The sequence below is a fragment of the Actinomadura chokoriensis genome, assembly GCF_039529475.1.
Classification (GTDB): Bacteria; Actinomycetota; Actinomycetes; order Streptosporangiales; family Streptosporangiaceae; genus Spirillospora; species Spirillospora bangladeshensis.
Window position 1 is genome coordinate 23,945 of record NZ_BAAAMW010000034.1, and the last position, 16,516, is coordinate 40,460.

The window sequence follows — 16,516 nt, forward strand, 5'->3', positions numbered from 1 at the left end:
GCTCTCCTGACCGCGACCATCCGCGCCGAGGAGGGCGCCGCAGCACCAGCGCGCCGCCGGCGGGGAGCTGGTGCTGCGGCGCGCTCGTCCGCCACGGCCTGTGCGGCACGGGCGCGCTGGTCAGCAGCGGTCGCGCAGGATCGCGACACCATCGCCCCCGAGTTCGTCGCAATAGGCGGCGCGTCCCGTCATCGCCATGGTCAGGGCCAGGGTGGTACCGGACACCAGCGGCCCCGAGCCCGTGCTGAAAGGTCCGTCCACGGCGACGAGCCGCAGGCCGCGGATGCGGCCCTTGGCGAGGACGACGAGGTCGGAGCCCTGGTAGTTCTCGGCGACCCGGGTCAGCGTCTCGATCGGGTACGCACGGCGAATGCCCAGCGGCCGCCGGATGTCCTCACCGTGCACGATCGTCTCACCCAGCATCGCCGTGGCCGGGAGGGGTGGTTTGGTGGTGCTGGTGACGACGCGGCGGAATCGGTCGAGCGTCTCGGCCGGAGTCGCGCCCATCTGCTCGCTCAACCGCATGGCCACCTGCCTGTCGAAGTCGAACCGGCAGCGGATCACACCCGCCAGCCAGCGCACAGGGGTCAGGCTCGCCCCCGCGGTGATGTGCGCCAGCACCTCACGCACCGTCAGCCCGGCGCACAGCGACGGCGCCGCCCACTGCTCGTCGGTCAGTTCCGCCAGGTCAGCAGCCAGGGCCGCCCGCTCGGCGTGGACCAACGGCCAGACCCCCGTTGCGCGGCCGGGGTGTGTCTTCGGTGCCGACCCTGTCATGTCAGACGTTCTCCTGTCGTGGTGCACGCCGTCCGGCGGACGGGTGAGTCCGGTCGGCAAAGGAGACTTTCGCCCTGCGGCAGAATCATCTCTTGGGAGCCAACCTGTTTCCGGGCCGTCTACGGACTCCGCATCAGGGGCCGGCGACCTGGCGTTGGCATGCGACGGGGACGACGCCGCGTTCACTCGCCTGGTGGCGCCGCTCCGCCGGGAGCCGCACGCCCACTCCTACCGCATGCTCTGTCGTCTTAAGTCGCTCACCGATGGCCGTCTGTCACAGCTGAGTCCTGCGCGTTGGGTGTGTCGAGGTCGCGGACGGTCTGGGCGAAGGCTTGGAGGAGCGGGGCCGTGTTGGCGGTGCGCCAGACGAGAGCCCATCGGCAGGGCGGGGCGTCGCGGACGGGGACGTAGGCCAGGTTGGGCCAGGGGTAGAAGCGGGCGGCCTCGGCCACGGTCGCGGCGACGGCCTGGCCCGAACTCACCGCCGTCAACTGGTCGTGCCAGTTCTCGATTTGCGGCCCGCGCCGGATGGGGCGTCCGGCAGGGGTGTGAGAGGGCTGGAAGACCTCCTCGACGTACGCCGGGACTGCGGACTTGGGTGAGATGAAGGTGCAGTCGCCGAAGTCCTCCAGGCATACCGATTCGCGTCCGGCGAAGGGGTGGGTGTCGGCGACCATGAGCACGAGCGCGGAGGTGTGCGTGACCGGCCCGACGGTGAGATCGGGTTCGCGGATCGGCAGCCACAGCAGTCCGAGGTCGATCTCGCCGGAGCGGAGCAGGGAGAGGGGATCGATCGGGTTGATGTCGCGGTGGCGGATCCGGGCGGCCGGGTGGCGCGTCTGGAACAGCTCCACGGCCTCCTGGATCATCCAGGTCTGCGGGCCCATGGCGCCCAGGGTCAGCGTCCCCGAGGTGCCGCGGGCGGCGGCGGACACCGCTTCGATCCCGTCCATGATCTGGCGGTAGCCGGCGCTGAGCTCCCGGTACAGGTGTTCTCCGGCGGGGGTGATGCGCACCCTGCGGCTGGTGCGGTCGAACAGCGGGGCGCCGATGCGGCGCTCCTGCTTCTTGATCGCCTGGCTGACGCGGGCCTGGGAGATGTGCAGCCGCTCGGCGGTGCGGCCGAAGTGCAGTTCCTCGGCCAGCGCAAGGAAGATCTCGATGTCCCGCAGCTCCACGCGCGCCTCGTTCCGATCCATAACAGCAGGGTTATCGATCAGTGTACGAAGTCCCGTTGATCACCGAGCTCGGACTTTTTCGCTGAGGCTGTCACATCCGGCGGTCCGAGAGAGTCGAAGAAGTGAATGTCCTTTCCATCTGGCCTTGAGGAGACGCCGATGTCCACCACCCTGATCACCGTCACCGCCCTCACCGCCGCCTGGGTCGGCTTCTCCGGCATCTCCCTGCTGCGGCGCGCCGACTTCGTCGTCCAGCCCCTCATCGCCTACGGAGTCCCCCGCACCTGGTGGACCTGGCTGGCCGCCGCCAAACTCGCCGGCGCGATCGGCCTGCTGGCCGGTCTTGCTGTCCCGGCGGTCGGGATCGCCGCGGCGCTCGGCCTGACCGCCTATTTCCTCGGCGCCATCGCCACCGTGCTGCGCGCACGCTCGTACAAGACCCTGCCGTTCCCGGTGCTCTACCTGGCCCCGGTCGTGGCGACCCTGGTCGTGACCTCCTAACCCGCCGCCGCAAACGCCCCGTCCGGGAGGACGTTCCGCGTTCTCGACTTGTACTCATCGTGTGCGGGACGCTGTGCCGCCATACCGGGTGGCTGACTTGATACCCCCAGGGTTGACCGTGGTCACCGATCAGGGTCGTGTGGCGGTCTCGGTTCAGCCGACCGGGGTGAGGTGTTCGAGGGCACGGAGGATGCCGTCGACCTGCTCCTTGGCGTCGCCGAAGAGCATGTGGGTGTTGTCGCGGAAGAAGAGCGGGTTCTGGACGCCGGCGTATCCGGTGGCCATGGAGCGTTTGAAAACGATGACCTGCCGGGCGTTCCAGACCTCCAGGACGGGCATGCCGGCGATGGGGCTCGCCGGGTCCTCTTCGGCGGCCGGGTTGACGATGTCGTTGGCGCCGATCACCAGGACCACGTCGGTGGCGCCGAAGTCGTCGTTGATCTCGTCCATCTCCAGCACCAGGTCGTAGGGCACCTTGGCCTCGGCGAGCAGCACGTTCATGTGGCCGGGAAGGCGGCCGGCGACCGGGTGGATGCCGAACCTGACCTGGGCGCCGAGGCCGCGCAGCCGCGCGGTCAGCGCGGCGACGGGGGCCTGGGCCTGGGCGACGGCCATGCCGTAGCCGGGAACGATGATCACCGAGGAGGCCGCGGTGAGCGCTTCGGCGGCCTCCGCGGCGGTGATCTCCCGGTGCCGTCCGTGCTCGGCACCGGACGCGGCGGGCGCCTCGAGGCCGAATCCGCCGGCGATGACCGAGAGGAACGAGCGGTTCATCGCCTTGCACATGATGGCCGACAGGTAGGCGCCCGAGGAGCCCACCAGCGCGCCGACGATGATCAGGAGGTCGTTGCCGAGCAGGAACCCGGACGCGGCGGCCGCCCAGCCGGAGTAGCTGTTCAGCATGGAGACCACCACCGGCATGTCGCCGCCGCCGATGGACGCGACCAGGTGCCAGCCGAGCAGCAGCGCCACCGCGGTGACCGCGACGAGCTGCCATGGCCGGGGCTCGATGACGAAGGCGACGGTGAGCGCGGCGAACACGACGAGCGCCGCGGCGTTGAGCAGGTTCTTGCCCGGCAGCATCAGCGGCGCGGACTTCAGCCTGCCCGACAGCTTGCCGTAGGCCACGATCGAGCCGGTGAAGGTGACGCCGCCGACGAGGACGCCGATGAAGACCTCGGCGCTGTGGATGCCGAGCATGCCCTCGCGGGCGAGCGCCGCCGCCTCCGTCCCCTCGGGGCGGTGCTCGACGTGCAGGTAGCCGCTCCAGCCGACCAGGACCGCGGCCAGCCCGACGAAGCTGTGCAGGAGCGCGATGAGCTCGGGCATCGCGGTCATCTCCACCGACCTGGCCCGCTGGAGGCCGATCAGCGCGCCGACCGCGACCGCGGCCACGAGCAGCCCGAACGCGGGGAGGCCGATGCCGTCGTCGATGGTGAGGGCGATGGTGGCGACGAGCGCCACGGCCATCCCGAGCATGCCGTAGGTGTTGCCCAGGCGCGCGGATTCGTGCCGCGAGAGCCCGGCCAGCGCGCGGATGAAGAACAGCGCCGCGACGATGTACGCCGCGGTCGCCGCGGTTGCGACCGTCATTGCCTAGCTCCTGATGAACATGGCGAGCATGCGGCGGGTGACCGCGAATCCGCCGAAGACGTTGATGCTCGCGAGCAGGATCGCCGCGAGTGAGAGGACGGTGATCGCAGCGCTTCCCGTGCCGATCTGCACCAGGGCCCCGACCACGATGATCCCGGAGATCGCGTTGGTCACCGACATCAGCGGGGTGTGCAGCGCGTGGTGCACGTTCCCGATCACGTAGTAGCCGATCACGATGGCCAGCGCGAACACGGTCAGATGCACTTGCAGCGCCGCCGGCGAGAGCGCGATCAGGCCGAACATCGCGGCTGCCGCGACGGCGACTCCGAGCCGGCGCAGAACCGGGTTCGTGCTGCGGGCCGGCTCGTCCCCCTCGGCCTCCGGCCGCACCGGCTGGACGGCCGCCGGTGCCGCCGACACCGCGACCGGGGGCGGCGGCCAGGTGAGCTCGCCCTCCCGGACGACGGTCATCGAGCGTTGCACGACGTCGTCGAAGTCCAGGACGAGTTCGCCGTCCCGCTGCGGGGTCATCAGCTGTATCAGGTTGACCAGGTTGGTGCCGTACATCTGGGACGCCTGCGCGGGCAGCCGTCCGGCCAGGTCGGTGTAGCCGAGAATGATCACGCCGTTCGCGGTGACCACCCGCTCGCCGGGGACCGTCCCCTCGACGTTGCCGCCGTTGGCCGCGGCCATGTCGACGATCACCGAGCCCGGCCGCATCGTCGCCACCATCTCGGCGGTGATCAGCTTCGGCGCGGGCTTCCCGGGGATGAGCGCGGTGGTGATGACGATGTCGACGTCACGGCACTGTTCGGCGTACAGCGCGGCGGCGCGGACGTTGTAGTCGTCCGACATCTCCTTGGCGTAGCCGGTGCCCGGGGCGTCGTCCGGCTCGGACTCGGGCTCGGCGACGGCGAGGTAGTCGCCGCCGAGCGAGCGCACCTGGTCGGCGACCTCCGGCCGCGGGTCGGTGGCCCGGACGACCGCGCCCAGGCTGCCGGCCGCGCCGATCGCCGCGAGCCCGGCGACACCGGCCCCCGCGACGAGCACTCTCGCCGGCGGCACCTTGCCCGCCGCGGTCACCTGACCCGTGAAGAACCGCCCGAACTCGTGCGCGGCCTCGATCACCGCCCGGTACCCGGCGATATTGGCCATCGAGGAGAGCACGTCGAACGACTGCGCCCGGGAGATCCGCGGCACCGCGTCCAGGGACAGCGCCGTGAGGGGACGCCCGGCGAGGTCCTCCACCAGGTCCGGTTTGAACCGGGGGCTCAGGAGGCCGATCAGCGTGGCACCCGGTCGCAGGGCGTCCAGCCGGTCGGACGAGGGCGGGGCGACGCCCAGCACCACGTCCGCGGCCTCAGCGTCGCCGATGGCGGCGCCCGCGGCCTCATACCGGTCATCGGGGAAGCCGGCGCCCGCTCCGGCACCGGACTCGACGATCACCTCGTACCCGAGCTTCTGCAGTCGAGTGACGGTGTCCGGCGTCACCGCCACCCGCCGCTCGCCGGGCGCATCCTCCTTGAGGACTCCAACGATCATGACAACCACCTATCTCCCGCACATCAGCGATGTGAGCGCAGTACGGGCCATCGCGCCGGGTTGCCGGGGGCGCCTGCCCGCCAGTCCGGATGCGGACGAGCCGACGGCGCCAAGTATCTCGGCATCAAGCTAATTCTGCCGCGAACGGGACCGCTTCCGCTACGTACTGTGTGCCAGTCTTGGACGCGAAAGTTGGGCACTTGCGTACCGTCCCGTGGGAACACGGCAGCCCGGGTCAGGAGTGACCGAAGGGGCGACCGGCACCGGCTCTTCCCGACAGCATCCGGATCGCCGTGCCGACCACGTCCGCCGCCAGCCCCTCCAGCCCCCTGCCACTGCCCCGACCACCGGCACGCCGCCCGGTCGGGCCGGCATCAGCGACGCATAGGAGTTCCGCGTCCAGCAACCCGCGCGGACACCACTCCACTCCCCCACGGCCATCCTCCGCCAGGATCTGGTTAGGCAGCAGGGAGCCGTGATAGCGATGGCAGGTATGAGCGAGCCGCCGATTCCCTACGCCGGCAACCACAACGGCCCTACGCGGGTTCTGCAACTCCACACGCGCCGCGGGATCGTTGCCAAGGCCGGCGTCACGGTCGGCATTGACGGCGCCCACTACCACCAGCATTGGGGGAAAGCGGCCTTCGAGATCCCCGCGGACAAGCCAGTGCACGTCGCCGTGTCGCAGGGAAGCGGCCAGATCGGCGTCGCCGCCACAGTCCTCACGCCTGGGCAGCCGTCTGAGCTGGAGTACCGCGGCCCCGCGGCCCTGTACCTCGCGGGCACAATCGGACCTCCCGGCACGGTGAAGCAGCGCGGCTGCCTGCTCCAACTCACGATTTTCGCTCTTGCGCCCCTCCTGGCGCTGGCGCTCGTGGTCGTGATCGCCGTCCTTCTGTCCTGATGAAAGCCCTCACCCGGACCACGGGCCGGTCCCAGGCCGCCACCCTCGCCTCGGCCGGTACCGACCTGAGAGACCGGCTCCGGCGCATGGCCGCGCGACACGCGAGGCAGGTCGTCGACCACACCGCCGGCCGACGGTGGTCCCTGCGCGCCTGGGAGGCGAGCGCGCGGTCTCAGTAGCGGGCCCTGCCGTCGCATGCGCGTAGTGGCGGCGCGGCGTGCTCATCACCGCGCGGTCGAGCCCGTGCTCGTGTCGCTCTCCCGTGTGCTTTTCTCGGCAGAGGCCGCCGATTTGGAGAGCCCAGGCAGGAGCAAGCAGAGTGGGACAGCGCAGGCGGTGAACGCCACGCACCACCAAAAGGCGTGGTCGAAGCCGTCCGCCAGGGCGCCGGCATCGTGGGCGTCCCCGGTGTTCCGCTGGAGAATCACGATCAGGATGGCGACGCCCACTGCACCGCCGAGCTGCTGAGCGACGCGGGTGATCATGCTGGCGTCCGGGATCTGCCCGTGCTCCAGTCCTACGAAGGCGGCGCCCATGGGCGCGATCATGGCAGCACCGAGGGCGATGCCGCGGACGAGCAGCGCGGCCATGAGCAGGACCTCGCTGGTGTCCGGGGTGACGAAGGCGAACGGCACGGTGGAGGCGGCGACGAAGGTGAAGGCCGCGAGGGCCACCACGCGGGGGCCGACCCGGTCCATGTGCTTGCCTGCCAGGCCGCGGGCGACCAGCGCTCCGACTCCTTGAGGGATGAGCAGCAGCCCGGCACCGAGCGGGGTCGCGCCGCGGACCCGCTGGAAGTACAGCGGCAGCAGCATCATCGAGCCGAACAGGGAGATCCCGCCGAGGAAGAGCAGTGCGGACGAGGAGGCCACCGAGCGGTGCCGGAACATGCGCACGTCGACCAAGGGAGCGGACGCCCGAGTGAGAGCCCAGACGGTGAAGCCCCCGACCAGAGCGAGCCCGGCGAGCAGCGGTACGAGGACCTGGGCACTGGCGAAGGCGGAAGTGCCGTCCACCCGGGAGAGGCCGTAGAGCAGAGTCGCCGAACCCGGGCAGAGCAAGAGCAGGCCGACCATGTCCAGACGGACGCGGGAGCGGCCGAGTGCGGGACGGTCGTCGGGCAGGTTGCGCCGGGCGAGCCAGATCCCGGCGAGGCAGAAGGGGATGTTGATGAGGAAGAGCCAGCGCCAGTCGGCCGCGTAGAGGATGAGGCCGCCGAGGACGGGCCCGAGGATTGGGCCGAGTGCCGTCGGCACGGTGATGACGGCCATGACCTTGCCGATGTCGCGGCCCTTGGCGGCCTGCATGAGCAGGGTGTACATCAGCGGCATCATGAGGCCGCCCGCGAGGCCCTGGACGAGGCGGAACGCGATGAGGCTGCCGGCGTTCGGGGCCAGCGCGCTCAGTATCGAGCCGGCCAGGAACCCGCCGAGCGCGATGACCCACAGCCGGCGGCCACCGAGCCGTGACTGCGCCCATCCGGCGAGCGGGATGGTGATGAAGACGGCCAGCATGTAGCCGGTGCCGACCCACTGGACGGTGGTCAGCGGAGCATCGAAGCCTTCGGCCAGGTCGTCCAGGGCGACGCTGATGATGGTGGTGTCGAAGACGACACCGAGAGCGCCGACGATCAGGGTGATCGCCATGCGCAGCACGACGGGGTCCATGCGGCCGGGATCAGCGGAGACATGCCCCGCCTGGCGGGAAGCGCTCACGATCCACCTTAAGATAGAAGCTTCTTTCTTAACGGGATCAAAGTAGGCCGGTATCCTAAGAAAGGCAAATCTATCTAAGTGAGGGTGGACGATGGCTCAGCGGCGGCGCGGGGCGGAACTGGAGAAGGCACTCCTCAATGCGGCATGGGACGAACTCACGGACAACGGCTACGCCAGATTCACCATGGACGGCGTGGTCAAGCGCGCGGGCACCAGCCCGCCGGTGCTCTACCGCCGCTGGTCCGATCGCGACGAACTCGTCAAGGCCACGATCGTCCACGTCCTCAAGGAGTCCCGTCCCGCCGTCCCCGACACCGGAAGCCTGCGGGAGGACCTCCTCACCCTCATGCGGCAGATCGCCACCGCCCACGTGCAGCTCATCACCGTGATGTACGCACACCTGGCCGGCTACTACCGGGAGACGGGAAGAAGCCCCAGCAGCTGGTTCGATCCCGTCGCGACGGGACGCGCGGCAGCGCTCGACATGCTCTTCGAGCGTTCCATCGACCGCGGCGAGATCAAACCGGAGCTCCTCACCGAACGGATCAAGACCCTCCCCTTCGTCCTGCTGCGCCACGAGATCCTCTCGACCTTCGCCCCCGTGCCCGATCACGTCCTCGAGGAGATCGTCGACACGATCTTCCTCCCCCTAGTGCGCTGACTGCCCGCAACGGCTCACGACGAGAGAAGGCCGACCGGGGATCACAGGCGCCGTGAGACCGGCGAAACGGCCGTCTGCGCCATGTCCCGCCTCCTCCGTCCTGCCGCTCCGCCTCTCCCCTGCGCCCCCCAGAGCACTCGCGACCGATGCAGAGAACCGGGCTCTGTGATCTACGAAACTCTGTAGCGGCCACGGTAGTTTTTCGACCGGGAAGCGGGTAGTCTTCCTGTCATCGAAGAGAGACGAGTCCATGAGGACCGGCAGAGGACGAACTGCCGGAAGGCACGAAGGACACCGGCCGGGCGTGCCGGGGCCAGCGCAGTGGAAGGGGCCCCGGCAGCCGGTCGGCCCGGCGGCCAACGGGTCGCCGGGAGCAGTGCACAGCACAACGCAGTACGCAGAAGAACACGCAGTACCGGTAGTGATGTCGAAGAAAGGAGGGTTCGACGCCATCGGGATCGCCCGTCGCAGGCTCCAGTCACGCCGCGCGGGTACCGCAGCTCCACAGATTGGACGGTGGTCTACGGTCACGCATACGCGATCCCCGCATCCCCGCCCGCATCCGGGCGGCCGACGCGGAAGACCGGCCCGTCAGAGCCGGTAGATGGTGTTGTTCCTCTGGGCCCCGGCGCCGCAGTACGGCGCCGGGGCCCCTGTCGTCGTCACTGCCCACCCAAGGCAGTACGGAAGGTTTAGTGAAAGCATCCCAGCCGGCCCAGGCCGGCAACCAGCCAGACCGGCATCACGCGCGGCCCCCGGCGGAACCCGGCGGGCTCGAGGGCAAATTCGACGACGAGGACTATCCCGCCTACAGCATGGGCCGCGCCGCCGAAATGCTGGACGTCACCCCGGCGTTCCTGCGCAGCCTGGACACCGCCCGCCTGATCGTCCCGCAGCGCTCACCCGGCGGACACCGCCGCTACTCCCGCTACCAACTGCGTCTGGCGCAACGCGCCCGCGACCTGATCGACCAGGGAACACCGCTGGAAGCCGCCTGCCGCATCATCATCCTGGAAGACCAGCTCGCCGAAGCCCAACGCATCAACGCCCAACTCCGAAAGGACCACACGGACCAGCAACAGCCCCGCGACACGGCGTAGAGCCCACCGAATCTTGAGCACTGTGTCGCTTCTGGGTTCCGTTGGGAGAGACCCTCCTGGTGGTGTGTGAACTCGGTCGGTGAGCAGTTCACCTACGCGACCGTCGACCCGGTCATGCAGTACGGCGATGTGATCCTTGTGGCCGGGACCATCGCCAAGGCCGAGCGCTTCGCCGGACGACGGGGACGAGCGAGCGGCGCCGGGTCCCGTTAGGGTCGTGACCTGGTGAGCCGGGAAGTCTGGTCGGCAGTGCCGTCGCCGATCCCGGAAAGACCCACATGACGAATCTGCTGCTCGCCTTCGCCGCCATGCTGCTGCTCGCGGTGCTGGTGTCGAACCTCGCGCACCGGACCGTGCTGTCGACGGCGGCGCTGTTCCTGGTCGGCGGGTTCCTGCTCGGCGACGGTGTCACCGGCCTGGTCTCCCTCCGGCCCGGGGACGAGATCGTCTCCCGGCTCGCCGAACTGGCGCTGTTCGCCGTGCTCTTCACCGACGGCATGCACGCGGGCTGGCAGGATCTGCGCAGCGCCTGGCGGCTGCCCGGACGCGCCCTGGGCTGGGGCCTCCCCCTCACCCTGGGGATCACGGCGCTCTTCGCGCACTGCCTCGTGGGGCTGGGGTGGGTGGAGTCGCTGCTCATCGCGGCGGTTCTCACCCCGACCGACCCGGTTTTCGCCGCCGCGCTGGTCGGCAACGAGAAGGTGCCGCCGAGGCTGCGCCATCTGCTGAACGTCGAGTCGGGGGTCAACGACGGGCTCGTCCTGCCCTTCGTGGTGGTCTTCCTGGCGATCGCGCAGGGCGAGGAGGACCTGCACTTCGGCGAGCTGGCGGGCGAACTGGCCGGCGGGCTGGCCATCGGGGTCGCGATCCCGTGGGCCGCGATCATGCTGGTGCGGACCCGGTGGTTCGCGATCGCGCCCAAGTACGAGCCGCTGAACGCCGTCGCGATCGGCCTGCTGGTGCTGGCGACGGCGCAGGCCACGCACGGCAACCTGTTCCTGGCCGCGTTCGCCGCCGGCGTGACCGTCGCCACCGTCGGGCACGAGCACCGGGAGGCGTTCGAGGAGTTCGGCGAACTGGTCGCCGAACTGCTCAAGCTCGCCGCGCTGCTGGTGTTCGGCGCGCTGCTGTCCCCGGCGTTCCTCGGCGACGTCGGCTGGACGGGCTGGGCGTTCGCCGTCCTCGCGCTCGTCGTCGCCCGGCCGGTCGCGATCTGGGTGTCGTTCCTGCGGTCGCGGCTGACCATGCGGGAGCAAGCCGCGGTGATGTGGTTCGGGCCCAAGGGCTTCGCCTCGGTCGTCTACGGGCTGCTGGTGCTGGAGTCGGGGATCGCGGCCGGCGACCACATCTTCCACCTGGTCGGCGCCACCATCGCGCTGTCGATCCTCGCGCACTCCTCCACCGACATCGTCGTCGCACGCAGCTTCGACGACGAACGCGAAGTGCCGGCATGGCACGGGCGGGCCCGGGCACGCCTGCAGAAGACCCGCCGCCCCGCGCCGGAGCCGGACACGGCCGACCCACCGGCCGGCTCCGGCGACGATGGCGCGGAACGTCCGGAATGAGCAGGGGCCGCCTCGGCCGCGGGCCTCTCCCCCATGGAGCGATCCCGGTGTGACCGCCCGGCGCCCGTCCGCCCTGGCCGGGCGGACGGGCGCGGTGTCACGCCTTGGACGTGAGGTCCCGGCGATCGAAGGTGCGCAGCGCGAGCACGGCGAGGACGGCGGCCAGAAGCACCAGAACCCCGACCGCCGCGACGCTCACGTCTTCGCGCGGATACTCGCCGACGTGCGCGAACGGCGAGACGTCGACCGCGCCGCCGGGGATGTCGAGGATCGGCGCGAAGAACCCGGCGACGACGCCGTAGCCGAGGACGGCCCAGACGGCCGGCACCGCGCGCGGCAGCGCGCCGTAGAGCAGCCCGGCGGCGGCGAGGAGCAGCCACACGGCCGGCGTGTGGGCGATATGCCCCAGGATCGTCTTCCACAGGAGAGAGGCGTCGCCGGTGCCGATGGCGGCGGCCGCGCCGGTGCCGAGGCCCGCGAGGAACAGCAGCCACGGGACGGCGAGGGCGGTGGCGGCGAGGTTGCCGCCGAGCCAGCCGGTACGGCTGACGGCGGTGGCCAGGACGGGCTCGGTGCGTCCGGCCGACTCCTCGGCCCGTACCGACTGCACGGCCAGGATCGCGAACACGGCGACCGTGAACGCCATGGTCAGGCCCATGACGCCGAGGTAGCCGGCGACCAGGTCACCGCCTCCGCCCATGACGGCGATCAGGTCGTCCGGGGCGTCGTCCAGCCCGTCGGCCATGGGCTGGGCGAACGCGCCGTAGGCCACGCCGGCGACCAGGAGCGCGACGCTCCAGCCGGTGATCGCGGCCCGCTGGAGGCGGAAGGCCAAGGCCGGCGCGCTGTGGAGCCAGGCGGCGGCACGGGGCGGGCCCGGGCGCGGCGGGACGAGACCCGCGTCCAGGTCACGGCGGCCGGACAGGCGGTATCCGGCGGCGGCGGTCGCGGCGGCGCAGATCAGTGACAGGACCAGCGGCCACCACCGGTCCAGCACGTAGGGCGCGGTCTGCTGCGACCAGCCGATCGGGGACAGCCACGACAGCCAGGAGGCGCCGCCGCCCTGGACGGCCGCCATGTCACCGATGCCCCGGACGACGAACGCGGCGCCGAGGACCGCTCCCGTGAGTCCGGAGGCGCCGCGGGGGTAGGCGAAGACCTGCACGGCGGTCGCGGCGATACCGCCGAACACCAGGCCGACGGCACCGACGGACGCCCCGAACAGGGCCGACCCCGCGGCGGCGTACCCGGCGGCGAGCATGATCGCGGTCACCAGGACGGCGACGGTGGCGCACATCAGCGCGGTGAGGACCAGCGCGGCCGTGAGCTGGGCGGACCGTCCGACGACGTTCGCGCGGACGAGTTCGGCGCGCCCCGAGCGCTCCTCGGCGCGGGTGTGCCGGGTGACCGTCAGCAGCGCCATCAGCGCGGCGCCGAGCATGATGTACAGCCCGTACTGGCCCGACAGGAACCGTTCGACGGTGATCGCGTCGTAGCCGTAGCCGGGGCCGCCGAATATCGCCCCGGCGGGGCTGGTGGAGAACGCGCTGACCGACTCCAGCTGCTCGGTCGTGGTGTAGACGGACTTCAGCGCGCTGGTGAAGTAGCCCATCAGCAGCGCCACACCGAGCGTCCAGGCGGGGAACCGGACGCGGTCTCGGCGCAGCATGAACCGCAGCAGCGTGCCCGTTCCCGCCAGCGCTCCACGGGACGCGGTCCGGGCGGGCGCGGGAAGGGTCGTCGCGGTCATGACGTCCTCCCGGCGGCGGCCGCGCCGTTGCCGGTGCGGGCGAGCTCGGCGCCGTAGTGGCGCAGCAGCAGCTGCTCCAGCGTCGGCGGGTGCGCGGTGAGTGCCTGGACGTCCAGCTCGCCGAGGCGGGCGACGGCGGCCGCCAGGTGGTCGCCGTCGACGTCGAAGCGGATCTGCCCGTTCTCGGTGCGGAGGTCGTGGACGCCGGGCAGGCCCGCGAGGGCACCGGTGTCCCGGTCGGTGGTCGCGGTGACGGTGGTGCGGGTCAGGTGCCGCAGCTCCGTCAGCGTGCCGGTCTCCACGATCCGGCCGCTGCGGATGATGGAGACGCGGTCGGCGAGGGCCTCCACCTGGGCGAGGATGTGGCTCGACAGCAGGACCGTCCGCCCGGCCTCGCGGGCCTCGCGGATGCACTCCTGGAAGACGGCCTCCATGAGCGGGTCGAGTCCGGCGGTCGGCTCGTCGAGCAGCAGCAGGTCGACGTCGCCGGCCAGCGCGGACACCAGCGCGACCTTCTGCCGGTTGCCCTTGGAGTAGGTGCGGCCCTTCTTGGTGGGGTCCAGGTCGAACCGCTCGCACAGCTCGTCGCGGCGGGCCGGGTCGGTGCCGCCGCGAAGCCGGGCGAACAGGTCGATGGCCTCGCCGCCGGTCAGGTTGGGCCACAGCTCCACGTCCCCCGGGACGTAGGCCAGGCGGCGGTGCAGCGCGACGGCGTCGTTCCAGGGGTCGCCGCCCAGGAGCCGGGCCCGTCCGGCGTCGGCGCGGAGCACGCCGAGCAGGATCCGGATCGTGGTGGATTTTCCGGCGCCGTTCGGCCCGAGGAACCCGTGGACGTGGCCGGCCTCGACGGACAGGTCGAGCCCGTCCAGCGCCGTCACGTTCCCGAAGGACTTGCGCAGGTCGTCGATCTCGATGGCAGGGGTCATTGTTCAGCCCTCGCTGAAAGCATGAGGAAAGGGAGCGTCGAACAGGGTCGACAGACCACCCGGTGGGGTGGTGGAAATGGCGTGGCGCGTCAGTCCTGCGAACCGTCGCGCGGCGGGTCGGGGACGTACAGGAGGTACTCCTCCAAGAGCGCCCGGTCGGTGTAGAGCCCCTCGGTGAACATCTCCAGCACGGGGAAGGTCACCTCCTCGAAGTAGGCGCGCAGGGCCTTGCCGAAGGACGCCGGCTCGGCGTGCTCGGGGTGCAGCGTGAGCCACATCAGCATGGAGCCCATCGCCTGGTAGACCAGCACCCGCGCCCGCGCGGCCGGGTCGCGGCTCGGCCGGATCACCCCGGCCGCCACGCCCGCCTCCAGGTAGTGCGTCGAGTCCTCGATCATGTCCTCGAACAGCTCGGCGGCCAGGTCACCGCCCTCGCGCAGCGATCGCACCACGTACAGGACGACGGGGGCGAACCGCTCGACGTCGGCCAGCCGCGCAAGGAGCTGTGCGGCGCTGCCGCCGGTCGTCGCGGCCCGCTTCTCCGTCGCGATCACCTCGCGCACGTGCGCGTCGCACGCGCGCCGCAGGCCCTGCTTGGACCCGAAGTAGTGCACGACCAGGCCCGGGGAGACCGCCGCGTCTTCCGCGATGGACCGCAGCCCGGCGCTGAAGCCGTCCCTCCCGAACCGGTCGATCGCGGCGTCCCGGATCCGGGCCGACGCGCCGGGGTCGCCGTCCGCCGAAGGCATGTCACGCGTTCGCACGAGGGCCACATTAAACGCTCGTTCAATGATCAGCAAGAGGTCCACGGAAAACAGGTCACTAGAAAACTCGGAAAGTTTTCACCCTCGGCTCGGTACCTCCCGCAATGACTCTCGCAAAGCCTCGGCGACCGGCCCCTGGGGGCGCCCGGTGCCCGTGATCGCCGCATCCCGGGGGCGCCCGGGTGCCCGGTTCGGGAGGGGCCCCGCGACGAGAAGCGGACCAGCGAGCAGATAGTCTGGTGTTTCAGGTGTGCCGGGAAGTCTGGTCGGCGGTCCGTTCGACGACCCCGCAGAGTGGAGACCCGTGCACCCGACCTCCCCCGGCCTGTCCCGCCGTACCGACGACCGCGGCGCGGCCGCCACCCTCGGCGACTTCCTCCGCCAGGAGACGACCGGAGGACGGCTCCTCCTCCTGGCCACGGCGGTGGCCCTGATCTGGGCGAACGCGGCCCCCGGCGCCTACGCGCACGTCTGGGGCGCGGAGGTCGGGCTCGGCCCGGACTGGCTGCACCTGCACCTGACGCTGGCCGGCTGGGCGTCGGACGCCCTGCTGGCGATCTTCTTCTTCGTCGCCGGGGTCGAGGTCAAGCGCGAGCTGACGGTCGGGGAGCTCGCCGGGTGGCGGGCGGCGGCGCTGCCGCTGTTCGCGGCCGGCGGCGGGATGCTCGTGCCCGCCGCCGTCGCGCTGGCCGTGTCGCGCGGAGCCGCCGCCGACAGCGGCGCCTGGGCCATCCCCGTCGCCACCGACATCGCGTTCGCCCTCGGCGTCCTCGCCCTCGCGGGCGCCGGCCTCCCCGCCGGCGTGCGCGTCCTGCTGCTGTCGATGGCCGTCATCGACGACCTGGGCGCCATCGCGCTCATCGCGCTCCTGTTCACCTCCGGCGTCAACCTGGCCTACCTCGTCCTCGCGGTGCTGCTCTGCGCCCTGTACTGGTGGCTGCACCGGCGCCGCATCACCACACCGTGGGTCATGGTGCCGCTGGCCGCCGCGGTGTGGATCTGCGTCCACGGCACCGGCGTCCACGCCACCGTCGCCGGCATCGCCCTCGGACTGCTCACCCCCGTCGCCCCGATCGGCGACGAGAAGGAGAGCGCCGGCTCACGGCTGGAGCACCGGCTCCACCCGCTCTCGGCCGGGCTCATCGTCCCGCTCTTCGCGCTCGCGGCCGCGGGCATCTCGCTCGGCGCGATCAGCGACGCCCTGACCGACCCGCTCGCCCACGGCGTCTTCTTCGGCCTGCTCGCCGGCAAGTTCCTCGGCATCTTCGGCGGCACCTGGCTGGCCGTCCGGCTGCGCATCGGCACCCTCCCGAGCGGCGTCGGCTGGGGCGACGTCGTCCCGATCGCGGTGCTGGGCGCCATCGGCTACACCGTCAGCCTCCTGGTCTCCCAGCTCGCCACCCCCGACGCCGCCACCGCCCAGATCGCCTCGACCGCCGTCCTGGCCGCCTCCCTGCTGGCCTCGGTGATCGCGATCATCCTGCTGCGCCGCCGCGGCCGCGTCCACCGCTCGTCCCCGCCCCTCACCGCCGGCGACTGA

Annotated in this window: 15 protein-coding genes; 7 read left to right on the forward strand and 8 right to left on the reverse strand. The window is 71.2% G+C overall.

Annotated features, from left to right (window positions below):
• Positions 1-120: 120 nt before the first annotated feature.
• Together ABFX46_RS39595 and ABFX46_RS39600 are read right to left on the reverse strand one after the other, a co-directional pair.
• Positions 121-777, reverse strand: coding sequence for a maleylpyruvate isomerase family mycothiol-dependent enzyme (locus ABFX46_RS39595; protein WP_346049144.1), 657 nt, complete (start codon positions 775-777; stop codon positions 121-123).
• 257 nt (positions 778-1,034) lie between these two features.
• Positions 1,035-1,976, reverse strand: coding sequence for a LysR family transcriptional regulator (locus tag ABFX46_RS39600; RefSeq protein ID WP_346049145.1), 942 nt, complete (start codon positions 1,974-1,976; stop codon positions 1,035-1,037).
• Positions 1,977-2,114: 138 nt separating this feature from the next.
• Here ABFX46_RS39600 and ABFX46_RS39605 point away from each other — a divergent pair, with 138 nt between their 5' ends.
• The gene (locus ABFX46_RS39605; RefSeq protein WP_346049146.1) at positions 2,115-2,456 is read left to right on the forward strand and encodes a DoxX family protein; all 342 of its coding nucleotides are present in this window, start codon (positions 2,115-2,117) and stop codon (positions 2,454-2,456) included.
• A 153-nt stretch (positions 2,457-2,609) separates the two neighbouring features.
• Here ABFX46_RS39605 and pntB read toward each other — a convergent pair whose 3' ends face one another.
• Both pntB and ABFX46_RS39615 read right to left on the reverse strand, forming a co-directional pair.
• Positions 2,610-4,049, reverse strand: a complete 1,440-nt coding sequence (gene pntB / locus ABFX46_RS39610; protein WP_346049147.1) for a Re/Si-specific NAD(P)(+) transhydrogenase subunit beta — start codon at positions 4,047-4,049, stop codon at positions 2,610-2,612.
• A gap of 3 nt (positions 4,050-4,052) precedes the next feature.
• Positions 4,053-5,591, reverse strand: a complete 1,539-nt coding sequence (locus ABFX46_RS39615; protein WP_346049148.1) for a Re/Si-specific NAD(P)(+) transhydrogenase subunit alpha — start codon at positions 5,589-5,591, stop codon at positions 4,053-4,055.
• A gap of 493 nt (positions 5,592-6,084) precedes the next feature.
• Between ABFX46_RS39615 and ABFX46_RS39620 the strand changes: the two genes are divergently transcribed.
• Positions 6,085-6,495 carry a hypothetical protein gene (locus tag ABFX46_RS39620; protein WP_346049149.1) on the forward strand — a complete coding sequence of 137 codons (411 nt, stop codon included), beginning with the start codon at positions 6,085-6,087 and terminating at the stop codon, positions 6,493-6,495.
• A gap of 224 nt (positions 6,496-6,719) precedes the next feature.
• On the opposite strand, the gene ABFX46_RS39625 is transcribed toward ABFX46_RS39620, so the two are convergent.
• Positions 6,720-8,210: an MDR family MFS transporter gene (locus ABFX46_RS39625; RefSeq protein ID WP_346049150.1), complete on the reverse strand. Its 1,491-nt coding sequence runs from the start codon at positions 8,208-8,210 to the stop codon at positions 6,720-6,722.
• A 91-nt stretch (positions 8,211-8,301) separates the two neighbouring features.
• On the opposite strand from ABFX46_RS39625, the gene ABFX46_RS39630 reads away from it, so the two are divergent.
• The 4 genes from ABFX46_RS39630 (at position 8,302) to ABFX46_RS39645 (ending at position 11,536) form a co-directional block, all read left to right on the forward strand.
• Positions 8,302-8,871, forward strand: a complete 570-nt coding sequence (locus ABFX46_RS39630) for a TetR/AcrR family transcriptional regulator (RefSeq protein WP_346049151.1) — start codon at positions 8,302-8,304, stop codon at positions 8,869-8,871.
• Positions 8,872-9,686: 815 nt separating this feature from the next.
• Positions 9,687-9,971 carry a MerR family transcriptional regulator gene (locus tag ABFX46_RS39635; protein WP_346049185.1) on the forward strand — a complete coding sequence of 95 codons (285 nt, stop codon included), beginning with the start codon at positions 9,687-9,689 and terminating at the stop codon, positions 9,969-9,971.
• 66 nt (positions 9,972-10,037) lie between these two features.
• On the forward strand, positions 10,038-10,184 hold the full coding sequence (locus ABFX46_RS39640; protein WP_346049152.1) for a hypothetical protein: 147 nt from the start codon (positions 10,038-10,040) through the stop codon (positions 10,182-10,184).
• A 65-nt stretch (positions 10,185-10,249) separates the two neighbouring features.
• Positions 10,250-11,536 carry a cation:proton antiporter gene (locus tag ABFX46_RS39645; RefSeq protein ID WP_346049153.1) on the forward strand — a complete coding sequence of 429 codons (1,287 nt, stop codon included), beginning with the start codon at positions 10,250-10,252 and terminating at the stop codon, positions 11,534-11,536.
• A gap of 97 nt (positions 11,537-11,633) precedes the next feature.
• Here the strand turns inward: ABFX46_RS39645 and ABFX46_RS39650 are convergent, their stop codons facing one another.
• From ABFX46_RS39650 to ABFX46_RS39660, 3 genes are all read right to left on the reverse strand, one after another.
• Positions 11,634-13,286 (reverse strand): ABC transporter permease, encoded by a 1,653-nt coding sequence (locus ABFX46_RS39650; protein ID WP_346049154.1) that lies wholly within the window; start codon positions 13,284-13,286, stop codon positions 11,634-11,636.
• The gene (locus ABFX46_RS39655) at positions 13,283-14,212 is read right to left on the reverse strand and encodes an ABC transporter ATP-binding protein (RefSeq protein WP_346049155.1); all 930 of its coding nucleotides are present in this window, start codon (positions 14,210-14,212) and stop codon (positions 13,283-13,285) included. Before ABFX46_RS39655 ends, ABFX46_RS39650 begins: the two co-directional genes overlap by 4 nt.
• Before the next feature lie 89 nt (positions 14,213-14,301).
• Positions 14,302-14,976 carry a TetR/AcrR family transcriptional regulator gene (locus ABFX46_RS39660; RefSeq protein WP_346049156.1) on the reverse strand — a complete coding sequence of 225 codons (675 nt, stop codon included), beginning with the start codon at positions 14,974-14,976 and terminating at the stop codon, positions 14,302-14,304.
• 304 nt (positions 14,977-15,280) lie between these two features.
• On the opposite strand from ABFX46_RS39660, the gene nhaA reads away from it, so the two are divergent.
• On the forward strand, positions 15,281-16,516 hold the full coding sequence (gene nhaA, locus ABFX46_RS39665; RefSeq protein WP_346049157.1) for a Na+/H+ antiporter NhaA: 1,236 nt from the start codon (positions 15,281-15,283) through the stop codon (positions 16,514-16,516).